Origin of the sequence: Streptosporangium album (assembly GCF_014203795.1) — a bacterium.
Taxonomy (GTDB): Bacteria; Actinomycetota; Actinomycetes; order Streptosporangiales; family Streptosporangiaceae; genus Streptosporangium; species Streptosporangium album.
The window spans coordinates 172,221-188,819 of sequence record NZ_JACHJU010000006.1; the positions used below are offsets into that span (position 1 = coordinate 172,221).

The window sequence follows — 16,599 nt, forward strand, 5'->3', positions numbered from 1 at the left end:
CGGCCGTGCACGCCGTCAGCGCGAGCACGCAAGCGATCACTACCGTTCGGCTACGCGTGATCTTCATGCCCACGCATTGTGGCAGAGCCTCAGCTGTCTGGGTGGCGGGGCAATACTGTCCACAGGGCCGGGAGCGATCGAGGGCCGGGGGATCGCCGCCGTCGCGACCCGCCCGTACCCGTCGTCAGTGATGGCAGAGCAGGCAGCGCAGGGCCTGCTCCAGGGATCCGGCGTCGGTCACGGGAACGGGCCAGGGCAGGCGGACCAGGGTGGGGTCCTCGATGCCGGAACGGATGGTCGCACCGAAGCGGTCGAGCTCCCAGAGCCAGGCCCTGGAGACGGGAGCGGCCAGGAGCGAGCGCAGCGTGTTCTCCACCTGTCCCCGGTGGGCGGCGTTCACATGGCGGAGCATGCGCTCGGCGTCGTTCATCAGGGGGTCGGGCTCGGCGCCGAGATACTCCTCGGCGTCCAGGACGCCCGACTCGGGGCCGGTGAGGTAGATCACCTGACCGACGTCGACACGGAGCAGCCGGGGGCCGCCGGTGCTCTCCACGGCCTCGAACAGCGCCTCGTCCGGGCAGTGCTCGGCGATCGCCACCGCGGTCTCCCGCGCCTCGTCGGCCGGTACGGCCTGCACCCAGCCCTGCACCTTGAGCAGGCCGCGGGAGAGCTCCAGGCCGTCCAGGGAACGGTCCGCGGACAGATCGACGGTGACCACCGGCTCGTCGCGCACTCCGTGGAGCGGGTCTCCCGGCGCGACCAGCAGCACCGGCCGCCCGGCGCCGTCCACCCCGCCCCTGGCGGGCATCGCGGGCCGGGCCGTACCGGAGAGGGACACATGGGTGGGAGCGGCGGTCGCCGCCAGTGTGCGGACACGCTCGGGGATGGGCGGAGCGGTGACGGGCTGCTGCATGGACCTGTTCTCCTTGAGGTCGGAGGACACTTGTAGTTAAGGTTAGGCTTACCTCACTTAGGTAAACCTAATCACAGAGGAGTGAGTGTGCGCTACACCGGACCCAAGGTGCGCCTGTCCCGCCGGGCGGGCGTCCCGCTGACCCGCAAGGCCGTCCGCTACTTCGAGGAGCGTCCGTACCCGCCGGGCGAGCACGGACGCAAGACCAGCCGGCGGCAGACCGGCGACTACGGCCTCCGGCTGATGGAGAAGCAGAAGCTGCGCTGGTACTACGACGTGTCCGAGCGGCAGATGCGCCGCTACTGGGACATGGCGCTACGCGGCACCGGGCGTTCCGGAGCCGAGCTGGTGGTGCTTCTGGAGAGCCGCCTCGCCTCGCTCGTCCTGCGCGCCGGCCTGGCCCCGTCCATCTACGCGGCCCGCCAGTACGTCACCCACGGTCACCTCACCGTGGACGGCCGCAAGGTGGACATCCCCGGTTACCTGGTGAAGCCGGGCCAGGTCATCGCGGTGCGGCAGCGGTCACGCGGGATGCAGCCGTTCGTCGCCGCGGCCGAGGGCGTCTACGCCGACGACCGGATCGCCCCCTACCTGAACGTCGACCACGCCGAGCTCCGCTTCACCGTGGTCGACCGCCCGCTGCGCGAGCAGATCGCCGTCCCGGTGGACGAGCAGCTCGTGGTGGAGTTCTACTCCCGCTGACCCACCGGGGGCGTCCGGCGGTCGGTCACCGTCGCGTCACAGGAGCGTCGGGCCGTCCGGGCGCCGGAGCGTCCGGACGCCGGTCATCTGCTGCCGGATCGCCCGCGCGCCGACCCTCGTCGCCGGGGTGCCGGGGCGCTCACCCGCCGGTCGCCCGCCCCCGGCGTCACGGGCGCCCCTTCTCGCAGCTCCCGCACCTCCGCCCGGAGGGCGGCCAGCTCCGCGAGCACGGTCACGCCGAGGTCGCGCGTCGCCTGGACCGACTCCTCGGTGTGCTCGTCCTCCATCGCGCTGACCACCACCGCGATGAAGAGGTTCAGCACGACGAAGGTGCAGACCAGCATGAAAAGCACGAAGAACACCCACGCCGACGGGTGCTCGTCCATCACCTCCCGGGTGATGTCGGACCACGCGTCTCCGGTCATCATCTGGAACAGGGTGAACAGCGAGGTGGGCAGGTCGCCGAAATACTCCGGCGCGGTGGCGTGATAGAGCTTGGTGCCCATCACGGCCGCGACATAGAGCACCAGGCCGAGCAGCAGGACGATCGACGTCATCCCCGGCACCGCGGTGAGCAGGGCCGTCACCACCCTGCGCAGGCTGGGCACCACGGAGATCAACCGCAGTGCCCGCAGGATCCGCAGCGCCCGTAGTACCGACAACCCTCCGGCCGTGGGCAGCAGGGAGACCGTGACGATCAGGGTGTCGAAGAGGTTCCACGGGTCGCGGAAGAATCGCAGCCGGTCGACGTAGAGTTTGGCGGTCAGCTCCGCCACGAAGATGTAGAGCGCCAGATGGTCGACGACGGTCAGCGCCGTGCCGTACCGCCCGACGGCGACAGCCGAGGTCTCCAGTCCCAGGGTGGCCGCGTTGGTCACGATGACCGCGATGATGAACCGCTGGAAACGCGGGGTCTCCAGTACGGCGCGGACACGCTCGCGCGTCGGCACGGATGACTCCCCGGGGGTCGTAGGGCCGAGTGGACTGCCGGGAGATCATATCGCCGAAGATCGTCTTTTCCGTACGGCGGGCATCCCGCCCCCGCCGGCCCGGAGGGAGAGTCCGTGTGCCCGTCGGGGTGGGCGGGAGGCGGCTACGGGAACCGGTACCGGAAAAGATCGCCCTCGGCGCGGGCCGTCCCGCCTACGGAATAGCCCTGGAGGTATCGGCCCCGCCGGCCCGCGGGATGTCCTCCCAGCGGATGCAGTAGTCGCCGATCCCCGACTCCAGGAGGCGGAAGGCGTGGCCGGCCTGTTCGCGTAGATCCGGGGCTATGGTGTCCGTGCTCTCGCCGGCGAGCATGCGCTGGACGGTGTACGTCATCAACGTGTGGAGCGTCGCGCAGATCTGGGCGGCGACGAGCCTGGGGGTGAGGTCGTCGGAGTCGGCGTCGACCTCGTCCGCCAGGGTTCTGGCCAGGGCCTGTTCCCGCCGCTCGTTCATCTCCCGTACCCGGGCGGCGAGCGACGGGCTCGCGCCGAGCATCCGGGCGAAGTCGTCGCTCCCTTCGTGGAAGCCGTACCGCCAGTGTCGGGTGTCCAGGGCGTCCAGGAAGTCACGGCGCAGCGCCTCCGCCGCGCTCTCTCCCGGTCCCCGCTCGCGCACGACCTTGCTGGGCAGCTCCTCCACCTCGTCCTGCCGGTCGAAGAGCAGATCCTCCTTGGTCGCGAAGTAGTTGAAGACCGTGTTGACCGAGACGTCCGCAGTCCTGGCGACCTCCGCCACGGTCACGTTGTCGAACCCCCGGGCCAGGAACAGCCCCGTCGCGATGTCGGAGATGCGTAGCCGGGTCTCTCTCTTCTTGCGCTCGCGCAGGCCCTCGCTCATACCTCCATTCTATGGGGCCGGGCAAATTTTGCAGTGACACCAAATTTGGTGTTACTTTAATTCCGGAGGCGATCAAATGATCAAGACATCGAGTCTGAGCAAGACCTTCCCGGGTGGCGTCGACGCCGTCCGGGGTGTGGACCTGGCCGTGGAGGCCGGGGAGATCGTGGGCTTCCTCGGTCCCAACGGCGCGGGGAAGACGACCACCATGCGCATGCTGACCACGCTGCTCCGCCCCACCGGAGGCACTGCCACGGTGGCCGGGCACGACCTGCTCGCCGACCCCCGGGGCGTACGGCGGCGCATCGGCTACGTGTCCCAGGGCGGGGGCGTCGGCCCGGCGAACCCGGTGGGCGAGGAACTCGAACTCCACGCCATGCTGTACGGCATGCGGCCCGCCGAGGCGCGCGGGCGGGTCGCCGAGATGCTCGGCCGACTGCGCCTCACCGGACTGGAGGCGCGGCCGGGTGGCGCGCTGTCCGGTGGCCAGCGCCGCCGGTTCGACCTCGCGTTCGGCCTGGTCCACGGCCCGTCGCTGCTCTTCCTCGACGAGCCCACCACCGGTCTCGACCCGCAGAGCCGGGCCGACCTCTGGGACCACATCAGGCGCCTGCGCAAGGAGGAGGGGCTCACGGTCTTCCTCACCACGCACTACCTCGACGAGGCGGACGCGCTGGCCGACCGCCTGTTCATCATCGACCACGGCGTGATCGTCGCCGAGGGCACCCCGGCCGAGCTCAAGGACGGCGTCGGCACCCTCGACGACGTCTTCCTGTCCATCACCGGCCGATCCCTGAGGGAGGAGACGCCGGGGAGCGAGCCCGGCGCGACGGCCGGCGAGGCGAGAGTCGCCTCCATGACGGATGAGGAGCGGTGAGCGACCTGATGAGCATCGTCCGTGACACCTGGCTGATCTTCCGGCACAACGTCCGCCTCTCCCTGCGGCAGAAGGCCGGGATCATCTTCGGCGTCCTGCAGCCCCTGCTCTACCTGGTGCTGTTCGGTCCGCTGTTCGCCACCATCGGAACATGGGAGACGCTGATCCCCGGCCTGCTGGTCCAGGTGGGACTGCTGAGCGCGGGCATGGCCGGGTTCGGCGTCGTCTTCGACGCCAGGTCGGGTGTGCTGGAGCGGCTGCGGGTCACCCCGGCACACCGGGTGTCCCTGCTGCTCGGCCGGGTTCTGGGCAGTTCGGTCACCCTGCTGATCCAGTCGATCATGTTGATCGTGGTGGGCTACGCCTTCGGCATGCGCGCGGCGGTCCCCGGCGTGCTGGCCGGGCTCGTCCTCATGGCACTGCTGGGGGTGAGCCTGGCCGCCCTGTCGAACGCGCTCGCGCTCACCATGAACCCCGACCTGTTCCCGCCGATCATGAGCACCGGGATCGTCCCGCTGGTCCTGCTGTCGGGTGCTTTCCTGCCGATGTCGATGGCGCCCGGCTGGTTGAACGCGCTGTCGCTGGCGACCCCGTTCCGCTATGTCCTCGAAGCCGTCCGCGAGCTGTTCGCCGGACACTACGCGACTCCGGCCGTGGCGGCCGGAGTCGCGGTCACCCTGATTCTCTCCGTGGTCTGCGTGACGGTCGGCACCCGCGTCTTCAACCGCGAGAACGCTTGACCGGCGGCGCCGGGCGGAGCCGCGCGGTCAGCGTGCGGCTCCGCGTGCCCGGACCGGAGGGCCGGCCGCGTCCCATGGCCCGGGTGTCGCCCCGCTTCACTCCGGCGGGCCGTAGGGCTCGATCCTCGGGTCGGAGTAGGGGCCGCCGCCCGCCTCCGGGTCGAGGGCGCGGGCGGCCTCCTCACTCACGCGCAGGCCGTACAGGCCCTGGTCGGGATCGATGAGCACCAGGCCGTAGCCGGTGTCGACCTCCTTCTCCGACAGCCCCAGGTGGCGGATGGCCTGCGAGAGGGTCGCCTGGGGCGGGAGCCGTACGGTGACAAGGAGCATGGGACCAACGCTACGCTTCGCGCCCGCGCTGTGGAGAGGGGAGCGCTCCGGGGTGTTCCGTCGCACCGGGCATCCGGACGCGGATGCCCGGTCCCTGCGGGCCGGACCGGCCTACATGCGCCTCTCGATCGTCTTGCGGACCGACTCCGTGCTCTTCCTCAGCTCCTCCGCCACGGTCTTGAACACCGCCGCCGCGGGCTGGTTGTCGGCGTAGATCTTCTGGAGGCCGCCGTAGAGCACCCGGTTGGCGTTGGGGACCTGCAGCCGCACCTGGTCCTGCTCGTGGGTCTTCGGCAGCTGGTCGACCGCCTTCTTGAAGTTCGGGTTGTCGGTGAACAGCTTCTGCATCTGGGGAGTGGCCGCCGCGGCCTTGGTGGCGGGAAGATACCCGGTGTCGATCGTCCACTGGGCGGCGTTCTCGGGCTTCGCGAGGAACGTCAGAAACTCGAAGGCCGCCTGCTTGCGCTCCTTGGGCGCGCCGGCCATGACGGAGATGCCGCCGCCGCCCGTGGGGCAGCCGAACGCGGTCTCCTCGGGAAGGAACGCGGTGCCGACTTTGAACGGGGCGTCCTTGGTGATGCCGGTGAGCGCGCCGGTGGACTCGGTGAGGGTCGCGATGAGCCCGTTGGTGAAGTCGAGCTTCGGGCTCTGCGCCATGTAGGCGAGCTTGTCGTCGTGGATGAGCTTGCGCTGCCACTCGCCGGCCTCGACCGCGCCGCCGGTGTCGACGGTGACCTCCAGCCCTTTGGAGTAGTTGCCACCCCACTGCCAGACGGTGCCCTGGAACTGCCAGTCGCCGTCGATCTGGGCGTAGGCGGTGAGCTTGGGCGACTGGCCGGCGACCTTCTGCGCGGTGAGGGCGGGGGCCCACTCGCGTAGCTCGCTCCAGGTCTTCGGGCCCCGGTCGGGCAGCCCGGCGGCGTCGAACAGGTCCTTGTTGTAGTAGAAGATCGGGGTGCTCCGGGCGAAGGGCACCCACCAGACCTCGTTCTTGACGGTGCCCTCGGCGATGAGCTGGTCGGTGTAGTCGGCGGCCTTGAGCCCCTTGCCGAAGTATCCGTTCAGCGGTTCGAGGGTGTCATTGAGGTAGAACTTGTTCCAGGTCACGTCGCTGAAGACGCACAGGTCGGGGATCTGGCGGGCCTGCAGGGCGGTGGCCAGCTTCTGGGTGGTCTCATCGTAGGTGCCCTGGAACTGCGCTTCGACGTAGATGTCGTTCTGGGAGCCGTTGAACTTGGCCACGAGCCGCTGGAACGCCTCGCCGGGACCACCGGTCCAGGGGAACCAGATCACGATGCGCTGCCGCTTGGCGTACTGCCCGGGCACCTTGCCTTCGGGCTGTGCCATGCCCGCGCCGGAACCGCCGCCGCAACCGACGGAGGTGAAGGCGAGCAGGCCGGCGCCGGCGGTGCCGAGAAACTGCCGCCTGTTGAACGAGGAGAAGGACGTGTTCATGGGGGGATCCTTTTCGAGGAGGCGACGAGGGTCAGCCCTTGACCGCACCCTGGGTGAGGCCGGTGACGATGTGGCGCTGAGCGAGGAAGAAGACGATGAGCACGGGGGCGACGACGAACATGGCGGCGGCCATGACGGCACCCCAGTTCGTGTATCCCTCCTGGTTCTTGAGCAGGAGCAGTCCGACGGGCAGAGTGCGCATCGACGCCGTGTTGGTGACGATGAGCGGCCAGATGAAGTCGTTCCACTTGCTGACCAGCGACACGATGCCGACGGTGACGAGCATCGGCCGAGACATGGGCAGCACCACGCTCCACAGGGCACGCAGATGGCCCGCGCCGTCTATGCGGGCGGCCTCGATGAGCGCGCCGGGCAGAGTGAGCATGTGCTGGCGGAGCAGGAACGCCCCGAAGGCCGAGGCGACACCGGGGATGACGATCCCCTGGTAGGTGTTGATCCAGCCGAGCTCGGAGACGGTCAGGTAGTTGGGCAGCAGCGTCACGTGGCCGGGCACCATCATCGCGCCGAGCAGCACGACGAACAGCACCCGCTTGCCGGGGAACCGCAGGAACGCGAACGCGTACGCCGTGAGCACGGCGTTGGCGACCTCAAGGATGCTGCCGGCGAACGTCGTGATGACGGAGTTGAGGTAGAAGTCGGCGAAGGGGGCGGCGTTCCAGGCGTCGCTGTAGTTGCCGGGACGGATATTGGTGGGCAACCAGACCGGCGGCCAGGTGTAGATCTGCGACGGGTCCTTCAGGGAGGAGGACAGCAGCCAGTACAGCGGGCCGACCATGATGACGCCGATGACGACGAGCAGGGCGTACTGAACGGTGCGGGCGATTCTCACTTGTAGTGCACCTTCCGCTCGAGGTACCGCGTCTGCACGAGCGTGATCGCCAGGAGGATGACGAACATCACGATCGAACTCGCTCCGGCGGGGCCGGCCTGGAAGCTCCGGAACCCGGAGTCGTAGACGAACCACGACAGGATGGTGGTGGCGTCGCCGGGACCGCCGCCGGTGGTCAGCGCGATGACGTCGAACGCCTGGAACGAGCCGATCGTGGAGGTGACGACGAGGAAGAACGTCACCGGCGACAGCAGCGGCAGGGTGAACCTCCGGAACGTCGTCCAGGGGCCGGACCCGTCCAGGGCCGCCGATTCGTACACGTCCTTGGGCAGGCCCTGCAGTCCGGCGAGGTAGACGATCGCGGCGAAGCCGGTGTTCTTCCAGAGGTAGACGATGATGACCGCGGGCAGCGCCCAGTCGGAGTCGGTGAGCCACGAGGGTGACTCAGCGCCGAGCGCGGAGAAGAACACCCGTGACAGGCCGTAGTTCGGGTCGAAGATGAACGCCCACACGAGGCCCACCGCCGCGCCCGAGAGCACGTGCGGGGCGAACACCATCGTCCGGACGAACGTGCGACCTCTGAGCTTCAGGTTGAGCAGCAGCGCGATGCCGAGGCCGAGGAGCATGCTGCCGCCCACGACGCCGACGGTGAAGTACACGGTGGTCAGCAGTACGTCGGCGAACCCGAGGCTGGTGAACATGTCGACGTAGTTGTCGAGACCGACGAAGTTCTTGATCGGCGAGATCATGTCCCAGTCGGTGAGACTGAGGTAGGCGTTGTAGAGCACCGGCCAGTACGAGAACACCACGATGAACAGGAAGTTCGGTGCGACGAACGCAAGGAACATCAGGTACTCGCGGCGTCGGCGCCGCCGTGCCCCGCCGGCGCCGGACGGGATCCTGTGCGCCGTCGTGGGAGGCGCCGTCCCGGCGGTGGTGGTCGTCGCGGCCGGCATCAGGACGTCCCGGCGTCCGTACGCAGGCGCAGCAACGAGGAGATGTCGTCGGCGACGACCCCGTCGACCCCGTACTCCATCGCGGCGACGACCTCGGCCTCGTCGCCGAGAGGGCCGACCCACACGCGGTAGCCGCGCTCACGCATCGCGGGCACCCCGGCCGCGTCGGCGACCTTCCAGCGCGGGCCGAAGTACTGCGGGCGCATGGCCTCGAGCAGTTCCTCGGGCGGCGGTTGCTCCTCGGTCCAGTCAAGGCCGATCGTGGCGTCGGGCGCGTCCGCGCGCAGCCTGATCAGGGCCTCACGGCCACCGCGACGGGCGGCGACGAAGATGGACCGGTCGAAGGCGTCGCCGTGCCGGCGTAGCGCGGCGACCGCGGGGGCGATCACGTCGTCGGTCTTGAGGTCGACGAGGAACGTGGTGTCGTCGAACGCGTCGAGCACCTCGCCGAAGGTCGGCACCTGATACTCGCCGCCGGTCTCGCGCACCTCGGCGAGAGTGAGGTCGGAGATGTCGGCGTCGTGGCCCCAGAGCCGTCCGAGGCCCGCGTCGTGGAGGAGCACGATGTGGGCGTCCCTGGTGAGGCGCAGGTCGAACTCAAGGGTGTTGGCACCTTTGCCGACCGCGGAGCGCAACGACGGGAGGGTGTTTTCGCGGTGGACGAGGGGGTCGCCACGGTGCGCGATCGTGAGGAACACGGATTCTCCTTGCGGCGGGAGGCGGGGCCGGAACCTAACGCTCTTAACACTATTTGGCGTTCTGTTCACGAAATTAGTTAACACGATGGTTACATGCCAAGCAAGAGGGGGAATGCTCTATTTGCTCACGGCAAAATGGAATTAATCGGACAAATTTCCGCATTTAGGGTGGTGCTGGCGGGCAGGGGTGGCCGTTGTGCCACCCCATATTGCAACCGCTCTGTTATTTCAGACGTTAAGAATATCGTTACAACGCGTCAGGGGCGTGGGCCTGTGAGCGCGACGAGGTCGTCGAGGACGGGGCCGGATCCCGCCACGGTCACCTCCGAGTCCATGGAGTGCTCCGCGCCGCCGCGGTCGACGACGTCTCCGCCCGCCTCGCGTACGAGTGCGATGCCCGCGGCGGTGTCCCACGGATTGTTGGAGAACATGATCAGGCCGTCCAGGCGGCCCTGCGCCACCCAGGCGAGATCCACCGCCGCGGTGCCCAGCATCCTTACCCGCTGGGCACGCGCGGCGAGCTCCGCGGTCGCCGCGAGACGTTCGGCGTTGAGCGCGGCGGCGTCGGCGCCCACCGCGTAGTCGCCCACGGCGATCACCGCGTCGGCGAGCCGCCGCGGTGCGCTCACCCGCATGGGGCTGCCGTCGGCGTGGGCGCCGGCGCCCTGGACCGCCGTGTAACGGTTGCCGAGCAGCGGCAGGTCGACCACTCCGAGCACCGGCCGTCGCCGGTACACGAGCCCGAGGGAGACCGCGACGAGCGGCAGCCCGTGCACGAAGTTGACGGTGCCGTCGATCGGGTCGAGCACCCAGGTCAGCTCACCCTCCCCCCGGGTGCCCTCCTCCTCGCCGAGGAACCCGATCGCGGGGGTCTCCTGCCGCAGATAGTCGCGGACCGCGCGTTCGACGGCGAAGTCGACCTCGGTGGCCATGTCCCGCTCGCCCTTGGCGGTGAGGACGCCCGGCCGCCCCTCACGGACGAGACCCGCGGCGAGCTCCACCGCCTTCTCCGCCACGGGCAGGAGCGGCGTGAAGGCACTCACCGCGTCTCCGCGAGAAACGCGGCCACGGCGTCGGCGCACTGGCGTGCGGCGCGCTGCGCCGTCTGCACCGTCGCCCCGGCGAGGTGGGGGGTGCACACCACGTTCGGAGCCGAGAACAGCCGTGAGCCGGCAGGCGGCGGCTCGACGTCGTACACGTCGAACGCCGCGGCGCCGAGCCTTCCGTCGTGCAGCGCGTCGGCGACGGCGTCGTAGTCCAGCAGCCCACCGCGGGCGGTGTTGACGAGCACCGCGCCCCTGGGCAGGCGGGCGAGCGCGGCGGCGTCGACGAGGCGGCGGGTCTCGGGCGTGAGGCGGGCGTGCACGCTCACGACGCGGGAGCGCTCGAGCAGCTCGTCCAGGCCGACCGGCGTGGCGCCGTCGAGGGTCGCGGGGTCGGCGTACGGATCGTAGACGAGCACCTCGGCGTCGAAGGCGGCGAGTATGCGGCCGACGCGCCGTCCGATCGCGCCGTACCCGATGAGGCCCACGGTGGTCCCGGCGAGCTCGGAGCCGACGGCGTCGAGGGCGTACAGGTCGCTGCGCCACTCTCCCGCGACCGTCGAGGCATGGGTGGCGGGGATGCGGCGCAGCGCGGCGAGCAGCAGGGCGACGGTGTGCTCGGCGGCGGCCACGGCGTTGCGGCCGGGCGTGGAGCGGACGTCGACACCGCGCGCCGAGGCCGCGTCGAGGTTGACGTTGACGGGCCCGCCCCGCGCGACGACGATGAGCCGCAGCGTGTCGGAGGCGTTGATGACCCGGGCGGTGAACGGGGCCATCTGGGTGATGGCGATCTCGACTCCGTCGAGCGCCTCGATGAGGGCGTCCTCGTCACCGGACGCCTCGTCGACCTCGGCGACCGGGCCGAAGGGCGTGTGCGGCCACGGCAGCGTCAGCGTCGTGACGTCGAACCCCACGTCGAGTTGGGCGTTCAACGCGCCAAGGAGTAGGTCATTGGTGACGAAGTGGTCACCGGCGACGAGGACTTTCACAGGGGGAGTCCCTTCTGTTCTGCTATCCGGAGGCGACCCACGCGGGGCGGGCAGCCGTGATCTGGGTGAGGTAGCGCTCGTAACCCGCGGCGTAACGGGCGGACGCGGCGGGGTCGGGATGGTGTGTCCGTCCGGGGGGTGGCGCCGTGGCGGGCCTGCCGAGAGTCTCGGCCGCGGCGCGGGCCGCTCCGCGGGCACCGGTCTCGTCACCGGAGAGGACGTGGAGCGGGCGGTCGAGGACGTCGGCGAATATCTGCGCCCACGCCGCGGACGCGACGCCGCCGCCGCACGCGGTCAGCGACCCGGCGAGCCCGGCCGTCGTCAGACAGTGCCGGGCGCTGTAGGCGATCGCCTCGCAGGTGGTGCGGACGAGGTCGGCGGGACCGACGCCGAGGTGCAGCCCGTCGATCCGGCCACGGGCGCGGGGCGCGACGAACGGGGCGCGCTCTCCCGCCTCGGCGAGGAACGGCAGCATCGACAGCCCGTTCGAGCTGCCGTCGGTGAGCAGCCGCGGCAGGTCGGAGACGGTCGCGCCGACGAGGCGCAGCACCCAGTCGAGCGCGGCGGTACCGACCATCGCGGGCAGCGCCCGCAGCCAGCGCCGGTCCTGCCACGTGCTCAGCGTGAGCCCGCACGCCTCGCCGCCGGTGTCGACGGTGTCGACGAGAACCTGGCAGGCGAGGGTGGTACCGACGATGAGCAGCCCGTCGCCGACCTCGGTGACGCCGGCGCCCAGCGCCGAGGCGGGCAGGTCGTAGGGCGCGGCGACGACGGGCGTGCCCGCGGGCAGCCCGGTCGCCGCCGCGGCCGACCGGCTCAGCGCGCCGGTCGGAGCGGTGGTCACCGGGGCGAGCAGATGCCGGCGGTGCGCGAGGCCGCACGCGGCGATCAGTTCCTCGTCGTAGTCACGGCGGAGCGGGTCGAGGAACGGCGCGGACGCGTCGGACGGGTCGGTCGCGCGCAGCCCGGTGAGAGCCTGCATGACGATGTCCTTGCAGTATCCGGCCGTCGCCGCGCGGTCGAGCACCGAGGGCTCGTGCGCGTCGAGCCAGGCGAGGACGGGGCCCGAGCAGCCGGGGAACATGAGGGTCCCGGTGCGGCGGTAGGCGGAGTCGAGCAGCCCCTCGGTCTCCCACGCCTCGATGACGGGGGCGGCCCTGGCGTCGAGCCAGGAGATCGCGGGGTGCACGGACCGTCCCTCGGCGTCGACGAGCCACACCCCGTCGCCCTGGCCCGTGATGCCGACGGCCGCCACCGTCCGGTCGAGGCCGCGCGCGAGCTCGGCGAGCACGCCGACGGCGGACGCGACGACCGTGTCGATGTCCTGTTCGTACCGGCCGTCGCCGGGCCGGTCGAGGACCGTGGGCCGGGCGGTGCGCAGCAACGCCGTGCCGTCGCTGTCGAAGGCGACGGCCTTGGTGACGGTGGTGCCGACGTCGACGCCGACGACGACCGGATCAGACGACGTCATAGCGGATACCGTTCTCTCTCATCTCCAGCAGGCTGTCCTCGGGGGCGCGGGAATCGGTGAGGACGAGGTCGAAGTCGGACAGCGGAACGAGCCGGTGCAGGGCGACGCGGCCGAGCTTGCTGTGATCGACCGCGAGCACCGACCTCTGGGCCGCGCGGATCATCGCCCGCTTCACCAGGACGATCTCCTGCTCCTGGTGGTAGGCGTAGTTGTTCGACACCGCGGAGACGGAGGCGAACAACATGTCGACGCGTAGCGCCTCGATCGCCTCGATGCACGGCACGCCGAGGAACGAGTCGTGCGTCGGGTAGTACTCCCCGCCGAGGGCGATCAACCGGATGCCGCGCATTCCCGCGACCAGCTTGATGGTCTCCAGGAAGTTGGTGATGACGGTCAGCGGGGCGGCGTCCTCAAGGAGGCGGGCCAGTTCCAGCGTGGTCGTCGAGTCGTCGAGCATGACGGCCATGCCCGGCTCGATGAGCGTGCGGGCGCGGTGGGCGAGAGCGATCTTCTCCTCGCGGGCGGCGCGCAGCCGGTAGGTCACGTTGCTTTCGAAGACGCTGGACGGCTGTGCGCTCACGCCGCCGCGAAACTTGTGCACGATGCCCTGACGCTCCAGCTCGTCGAGATCGCGGTGAATGGTCATGAGGCTGACGCCGAACAGCTCGGAAAGATCGTTGGCCGATATGGAGCCGCGCTGCAGCACGAGCTCGGCGATCTCGGCCTGCCGTTGGGCGGGACGGTTGCGCTCGGAGGACTTGGAGGTCGTCATGCGGTCCATCCTCGGGACACGGGCACGTTGTACGCCAGCAGCGCCACCGGACCGTCTCCGCCGGAGAATCGGAAGGTCGTCGTGGAGACCGGGTCGAGGGACGGCAGCCGCCTCCGGTAGTCGCCGAGCGGCACGCCGAGCACCGCGCAGACCAGCAGGCGGATCAGGGTGGAATGGGCGACGACGAGGATCCGCCCGCCGGGATCGGCGGTGACGAGGTCGCCGAGCCCCGCCATGGCGCGGGTCACGGCGTCGGGGGGAGCCTCCCCGCCCGGGAAGTGGTCCCCGGAGGGGTCGGCCACGAACCGGTCGGCGACGTCGGGACGGTCCGCGCGGACGTCGGCCAGGGTGCGCCCCTCGGCGATGCCGAAGTCGAGCTCGCGCAGCCTCGGGTCGACGGCGGGGGGCTGCCCGAGCGCCGCCGCCACCGGTGCGAGGGTCGCGACCGCACGTGAGAGGTGTGAGCTGGCCAGGCTCGTGAATCCCTGGGACGGCGCCCATGCGGCCAGTGCCCGCGCCTGGTCCGTCCCGACGTCGTCGAGCCCGATGTCGCTGCGGCCCGTGTAGCGGTTGGGATGGTGCCAGGAGGTCCGGCCGTGGCGGGCGAGGACGACGGTCGTGGTCACGGTTGCTCCTTGGCGTAGCGGGCGAGTCCGGGGTCGAGATGGCCGCGGGCGGCCAACTCGTCGACGAAACCACCGTAGGCGTCGGCGAACCGCTCGGCGGCTCCGGACCGGGGCTCGACGGTCTCGGCGATGCGGACGAAGCGCTGGGACGTCGCGTAGAGGCGGCCGTCTCCGGCGGCGGCGAGGACGGCCATGCCGAACGCCGGTTCGGGGTTCGCCGGGAGACGTATCGGCCGGCCCAGGATGTCCGCGCGCAGCTGTGTCCAGTATCGGCTGCGGACGGCGCCGCCGGTCACCGACAGCGGCCCGTCCACGTCGGCGCCGAGATGGCGCAGCGTGGCGTAGGCGAGCCGTTCGACGAACGCGACGCCCTGCAGGACGGCGGCATACCGGTCGGCCTCGTCCACCGGGGTGCCGAGCTCGAAGCCCTCCGCGTCCGGAGCGACGAAAGGGAATCGCTCGCCGCGGCCGAGCAGGGGATAGGCGATGCCTCCTGAGGGCTCGTACCGGGCGGCGGCCCGGTCGAGGGCGTCGCGGTCGACACTCGGGAACCGGCGTTCGAGGATGCCGGCGCCGACACTGGAGGCACCGCCGGGCAGCCAGCCGCCGTCGGGATGGCGGTGTGAGTAGATCACGTTGGCCGGATCGACGATGCGGGTGGCGGTGACCCCCTTGAGGACGAGGGTCGTGCCGAGCACGGAGTTCCAGCTACCGGGGGCGAGCGCCCCGGCGGCGATCTGGGCGGCGCAGCCGTCGCTCATGCCCGCGAGCACCGGGATGCCGGCGGGCAGCCCGGTATGGTCCGCCCCAGACGCGGACACCGTGCCGAGCGGAGTGCCGGGCCGCACCACCGCGGGCAGGACCGCCTGGGGCAGGCCGAGCCTGCCGAGCGCCTCGGTGGGCCAGTCGAGGCCGTCGAGGTCGTATCCCGTCTTGAGCGCGTGACTCCAGTCGGTGGCGACGGGCCCGCCGACCAGGCGTTCGGCGAGGTGATCGGGGCAGTGGACCAACCGGACGCGCCCGGACTCCAGGTCGGCGCGTAGCGGGGCGGGACCGGTGCGCAGCAGGTGCACGAGCTTCGGCAGGGCCCATGACGGCTGCGTCGCGTAGCCGAGGGCGGCCGTCACGTCAGGCGCCTCGGCGGAGGCCCGGGCGTCGTCGTACATCAGCGCGGGGGTGCGGGGTACGCCGTCCGAGGCGTCGGCGAGCAGGAAGGTGCCGGAGGTGCCGCAGATCGCCACCCCGAGGACCGCCCGGGGATCGACGTCTTTCAGGGCCTGGCGGAACGCGCTGCCGAGCACCGCCCACCACTGCGCCGGGTCCTGCTCGTGCACGGCACCCGTGCGGTGGCTGGTCAGGCTTCCCGCGCCACGTCCGGCAACACGGCCGGTGTCGTCGACGAGGACGACCCGCAGGCTCTGAGTGCCGACGTCGACACCCGCCCACACCTGGGCTGGTTGGTCTGTGCGCATGAGAAGTCGCGGCCCCCGCTCGGACGGAAGAGTCATTAAGCGATGTGAACTTAACATTGTTTACGGTAGAACTCCAGGCGTCCCCGTGTCAGAGCAGGTAGCCGAGGCACCGAATCTATCGATATTTGCGCTCTGATTCCGCTTTGATGTTGATAAGTACAGGCAAATTAATGTTAACTTGCGGCCGATACAACACAGATGGATGGGAAGAAGGCATACCCGATGGAGGTGGGGATGGTGGTGACAGCTGTCTTCGCCGTGTTCACCGGATTCAACGACGCCGGTGCCCAGGTCGGCCTGGGCACCCGTGCCCGCGGGCTGCCTCCCCTGGTGGCGCTCGTCGCGGGCGCCGCCTGCCGTCTGGTGCGCGGTCTGCCGCACGTCGGCACGGCCGGTGTCCGGCTGCGATGGCTGCACACCGCGGCCTTCTCCGCCGGATGCGTCGCCTACGGCGCCAACGACGGGCAGAAGGTTCTCGCCGTGTACTTCGCCACCCGCGACGGCGCGTTCCACGGTGCGGCGGACCTCGCACCGGTGCTCGTGCTGCTCGGCGGCTGCTTTCTCGTCGGTGGGCTGGCCGGGCTCCCCAAGCTCGCGGCCGGTCTGGGAGGCACGCTCACGCCCACGCGCACCGACACCCTCGTCGCCACGGAGTTCACCGGCGCGGGCGTCGTTCTCGGCACCGCCGCGCTCGGCGCCCCGGTGAGCATGACCCAGTCTCTCGCCGGGGCGCTCATCGGCACCGGTCTCGCTCGCGGCGCCCGCCGCGTGCGATGGCGCGGCGTCCTCGCCCTGGGCCGGGCCTGGCTGTTGACGCTACCGCTCGCCTACGGGCTCGCCGCGCTCACCCACGCCGCGATCGGAGTGCTGAGATGACC

The 16,599-nt window shown here is 70.5% G+C and carries 18 protein-coding genes; 4 read left to right on the forward strand and 14 right to left on the reverse strand.

The window, feature by feature from the left end:
• Positions 1 to 184: 184 nt before the first annotated feature.
• Positions 185 to 913, reverse strand: a complete 729-nt coding sequence (locus FHR32_RS39605) for a DUF2470 domain-containing protein (protein WP_184759738.1) — start codon at positions 911 to 913, stop codon at positions 185 to 187.
• 87 nt (positions 914 to 1,000) lie between these two features.
• On the opposite strand from FHR32_RS39605, the gene rpsD reads away from it, so the two are divergent.
• Entirely contained in the window at positions 1,001 to 1,615 is a 615-nt protein-coding gene (rpsD, locus tag FHR32_RS39610; RefSeq protein WP_184759739.1) for a 30S ribosomal protein S4, read from the forward strand.
• Positions 1,616 to 1,698: 83 nt separating this feature from the next.
• Here the strand turns inward: rpsD and FHR32_RS39615 are convergent, their stop codons facing one another.
• Complete coding sequence (locus FHR32_RS39615) at positions 1,699 to 2,565, reverse strand: ion transporter (RefSeq protein ID WP_184759740.1); 867 nt, start codon at positions 2,563 to 2,565, stop codon at positions 1,699 to 1,701.
• Positions 2,566 to 2,758: 193 nt separating this feature from the next.
• Entirely contained in the window at positions 2,759 to 3,442 is a 684-nt protein-coding gene (locus FHR32_RS39620) for a TetR/AcrR family transcriptional regulator (protein ID WP_184759741.1), read from the reverse strand.
• 76 nt (positions 3,443 to 3,518) lie between these two features.
• Between FHR32_RS39620 and FHR32_RS39625 the strand changes: the two genes are divergently transcribed.
• Together FHR32_RS39625 and FHR32_RS39630 are read left to right on the forward strand one after the other, a co-directional pair.
• Positions 3,519 to 4,319, forward strand: coding sequence for an ABC transporter ATP-binding protein (locus tag FHR32_RS39625; protein ID WP_246468549.1), 801 nt, complete (start codon positions 3,519 to 3,521; stop codon positions 4,317 to 4,319).
• Positions 4,316 to 5,059: an ABC transporter permease gene (locus FHR32_RS39630; RefSeq protein ID WP_312882916.1), complete on the forward strand. Its 744-nt coding sequence runs from the start codon at positions 4,316 to 4,318 to the stop codon at positions 5,057 to 5,059. Before FHR32_RS39625 ends, FHR32_RS39630 begins: the two co-directional genes overlap by 4 nt.
• Positions 5,060 to 5,155: 96 nt before the next feature.
• On the opposite strand, the gene FHR32_RS39635 is transcribed toward FHR32_RS39630, so the two are convergent.
• The 11 genes from FHR32_RS39635 to FHR32_RS39685 form a co-directional block, all read right to left on the reverse strand.
• Positions 5,156 to 5,389 carry a hypothetical protein gene (locus FHR32_RS39635; protein ID WP_184759742.1) on the reverse strand — a complete coding sequence of 78 codons (234 nt, stop codon included), beginning with the start codon at positions 5,387 to 5,389 and terminating at the stop codon, positions 5,156 to 5,158.
• A 111-nt stretch (positions 5,390 to 5,500) separates the two neighbouring features.
• Positions 5,501 to 6,844 (reverse strand): ABC transporter substrate-binding protein, encoded by a 1,344-nt coding sequence (locus tag FHR32_RS39640; RefSeq protein WP_184759743.1) that lies wholly within the window; start codon positions 6,842 to 6,844, stop codon positions 5,501 to 5,503.
• A gap of 31 nt (positions 6,845 to 6,875) precedes the next feature.
• Complete coding sequence (locus tag FHR32_RS39645) at positions 6,876 to 7,694, reverse strand: carbohydrate ABC transporter permease (RefSeq protein ID WP_221466852.1); 819 nt, start codon at positions 7,692 to 7,694, stop codon at positions 6,876 to 6,878.
• Entirely contained in the window at positions 7,691 to 8,650 is a 960-nt protein-coding gene (locus FHR32_RS39650) for a carbohydrate ABC transporter permease (RefSeq protein ID WP_184759744.1), read from the reverse strand. The genes FHR32_RS39645 and FHR32_RS39650 overlap by 4 nt, the downstream gene beginning before the upstream one ends.
• Positions 8,650 to 9,348: a glycerophosphodiester phosphodiesterase gene (locus tag FHR32_RS39655; protein ID WP_184759745.1), complete on the reverse strand. Its 699-nt coding sequence runs from the start codon at positions 9,346 to 9,348 to the stop codon at positions 8,650 to 8,652. Before FHR32_RS39655 ends, FHR32_RS39650 begins: the two co-directional genes overlap by 1 nt.
• Positions 9,349 to 9,605: 257 nt before the next feature.
• Positions 9,606 to 10,391 (reverse strand): inositol monophosphatase family protein, encoded by a 786-nt coding sequence (locus tag FHR32_RS39660; protein WP_184759746.1) that lies wholly within the window; start codon positions 10,389 to 10,391, stop codon positions 9,606 to 9,608.
• Positions 10,388 to 11,380 carry a 2-hydroxyacid dehydrogenase gene (locus tag FHR32_RS39665; RefSeq protein ID WP_184759747.1) on the reverse strand — a complete coding sequence of 331 codons (993 nt, stop codon included), beginning with the start codon at positions 11,378 to 11,380 and terminating at the stop codon, positions 10,388 to 10,390. The genes FHR32_RS39660 and FHR32_RS39665 overlap by 4 nt, the downstream gene beginning before the upstream one ends.
• A 22-nt stretch (positions 11,381 to 11,402) precedes the next feature.
• On the reverse strand, positions 11,403 to 12,851 hold the full coding sequence (locus FHR32_RS39670; protein WP_184759748.1) for an FGGY family carbohydrate kinase: 1,449 nt from the start codon (positions 12,849 to 12,851) through the stop codon (positions 11,403 to 11,405).
• Positions 12,838 to 13,623 carry a DeoR/GlpR family DNA-binding transcription regulator gene (locus FHR32_RS39675; RefSeq protein ID WP_246468550.1) on the reverse strand — a complete coding sequence of 262 codons (786 nt, stop codon included), beginning with the start codon at positions 13,621 to 13,623 and terminating at the stop codon, positions 12,838 to 12,840. The genes FHR32_RS39670 and FHR32_RS39675 overlap by 14 nt, the downstream gene beginning before the upstream one ends.
• On the reverse strand, positions 13,620 to 14,249 hold the full coding sequence (locus FHR32_RS39680) for a histidine phosphatase family protein (RefSeq protein ID WP_184759750.1): 630 nt from the start codon (positions 14,247 to 14,249) through the stop codon (positions 13,620 to 13,622). The genes FHR32_RS39675 and FHR32_RS39680 overlap by 4 nt, the downstream gene beginning before the upstream one ends.
• A complete protein-coding gene (locus tag FHR32_RS39685) occupies positions 14,246 to 15,721 on the reverse strand; it encodes an FGGY-family carbohydrate kinase (protein WP_184759751.1) in 1,476 nt (491 codons plus the stop codon). The genes FHR32_RS39680 and FHR32_RS39685 overlap by 4 nt, the downstream gene beginning before the upstream one ends.
• A gap of 234 nt (positions 15,722 to 15,955) precedes the next feature.
• Here FHR32_RS39685 and FHR32_RS39690 point away from each other — a divergent pair, with 234 nt between their 5' ends.
• A complete protein-coding gene (locus tag FHR32_RS39690) occupies positions 15,956 to 16,597 on the forward strand; it encodes an inorganic phosphate transporter (RefSeq protein ID WP_184759752.1) in 642 nt (213 codons plus the stop codon).
• The last annotated feature ends 2 nt before the right edge of the window (positions 16,598 to 16,599 follow it).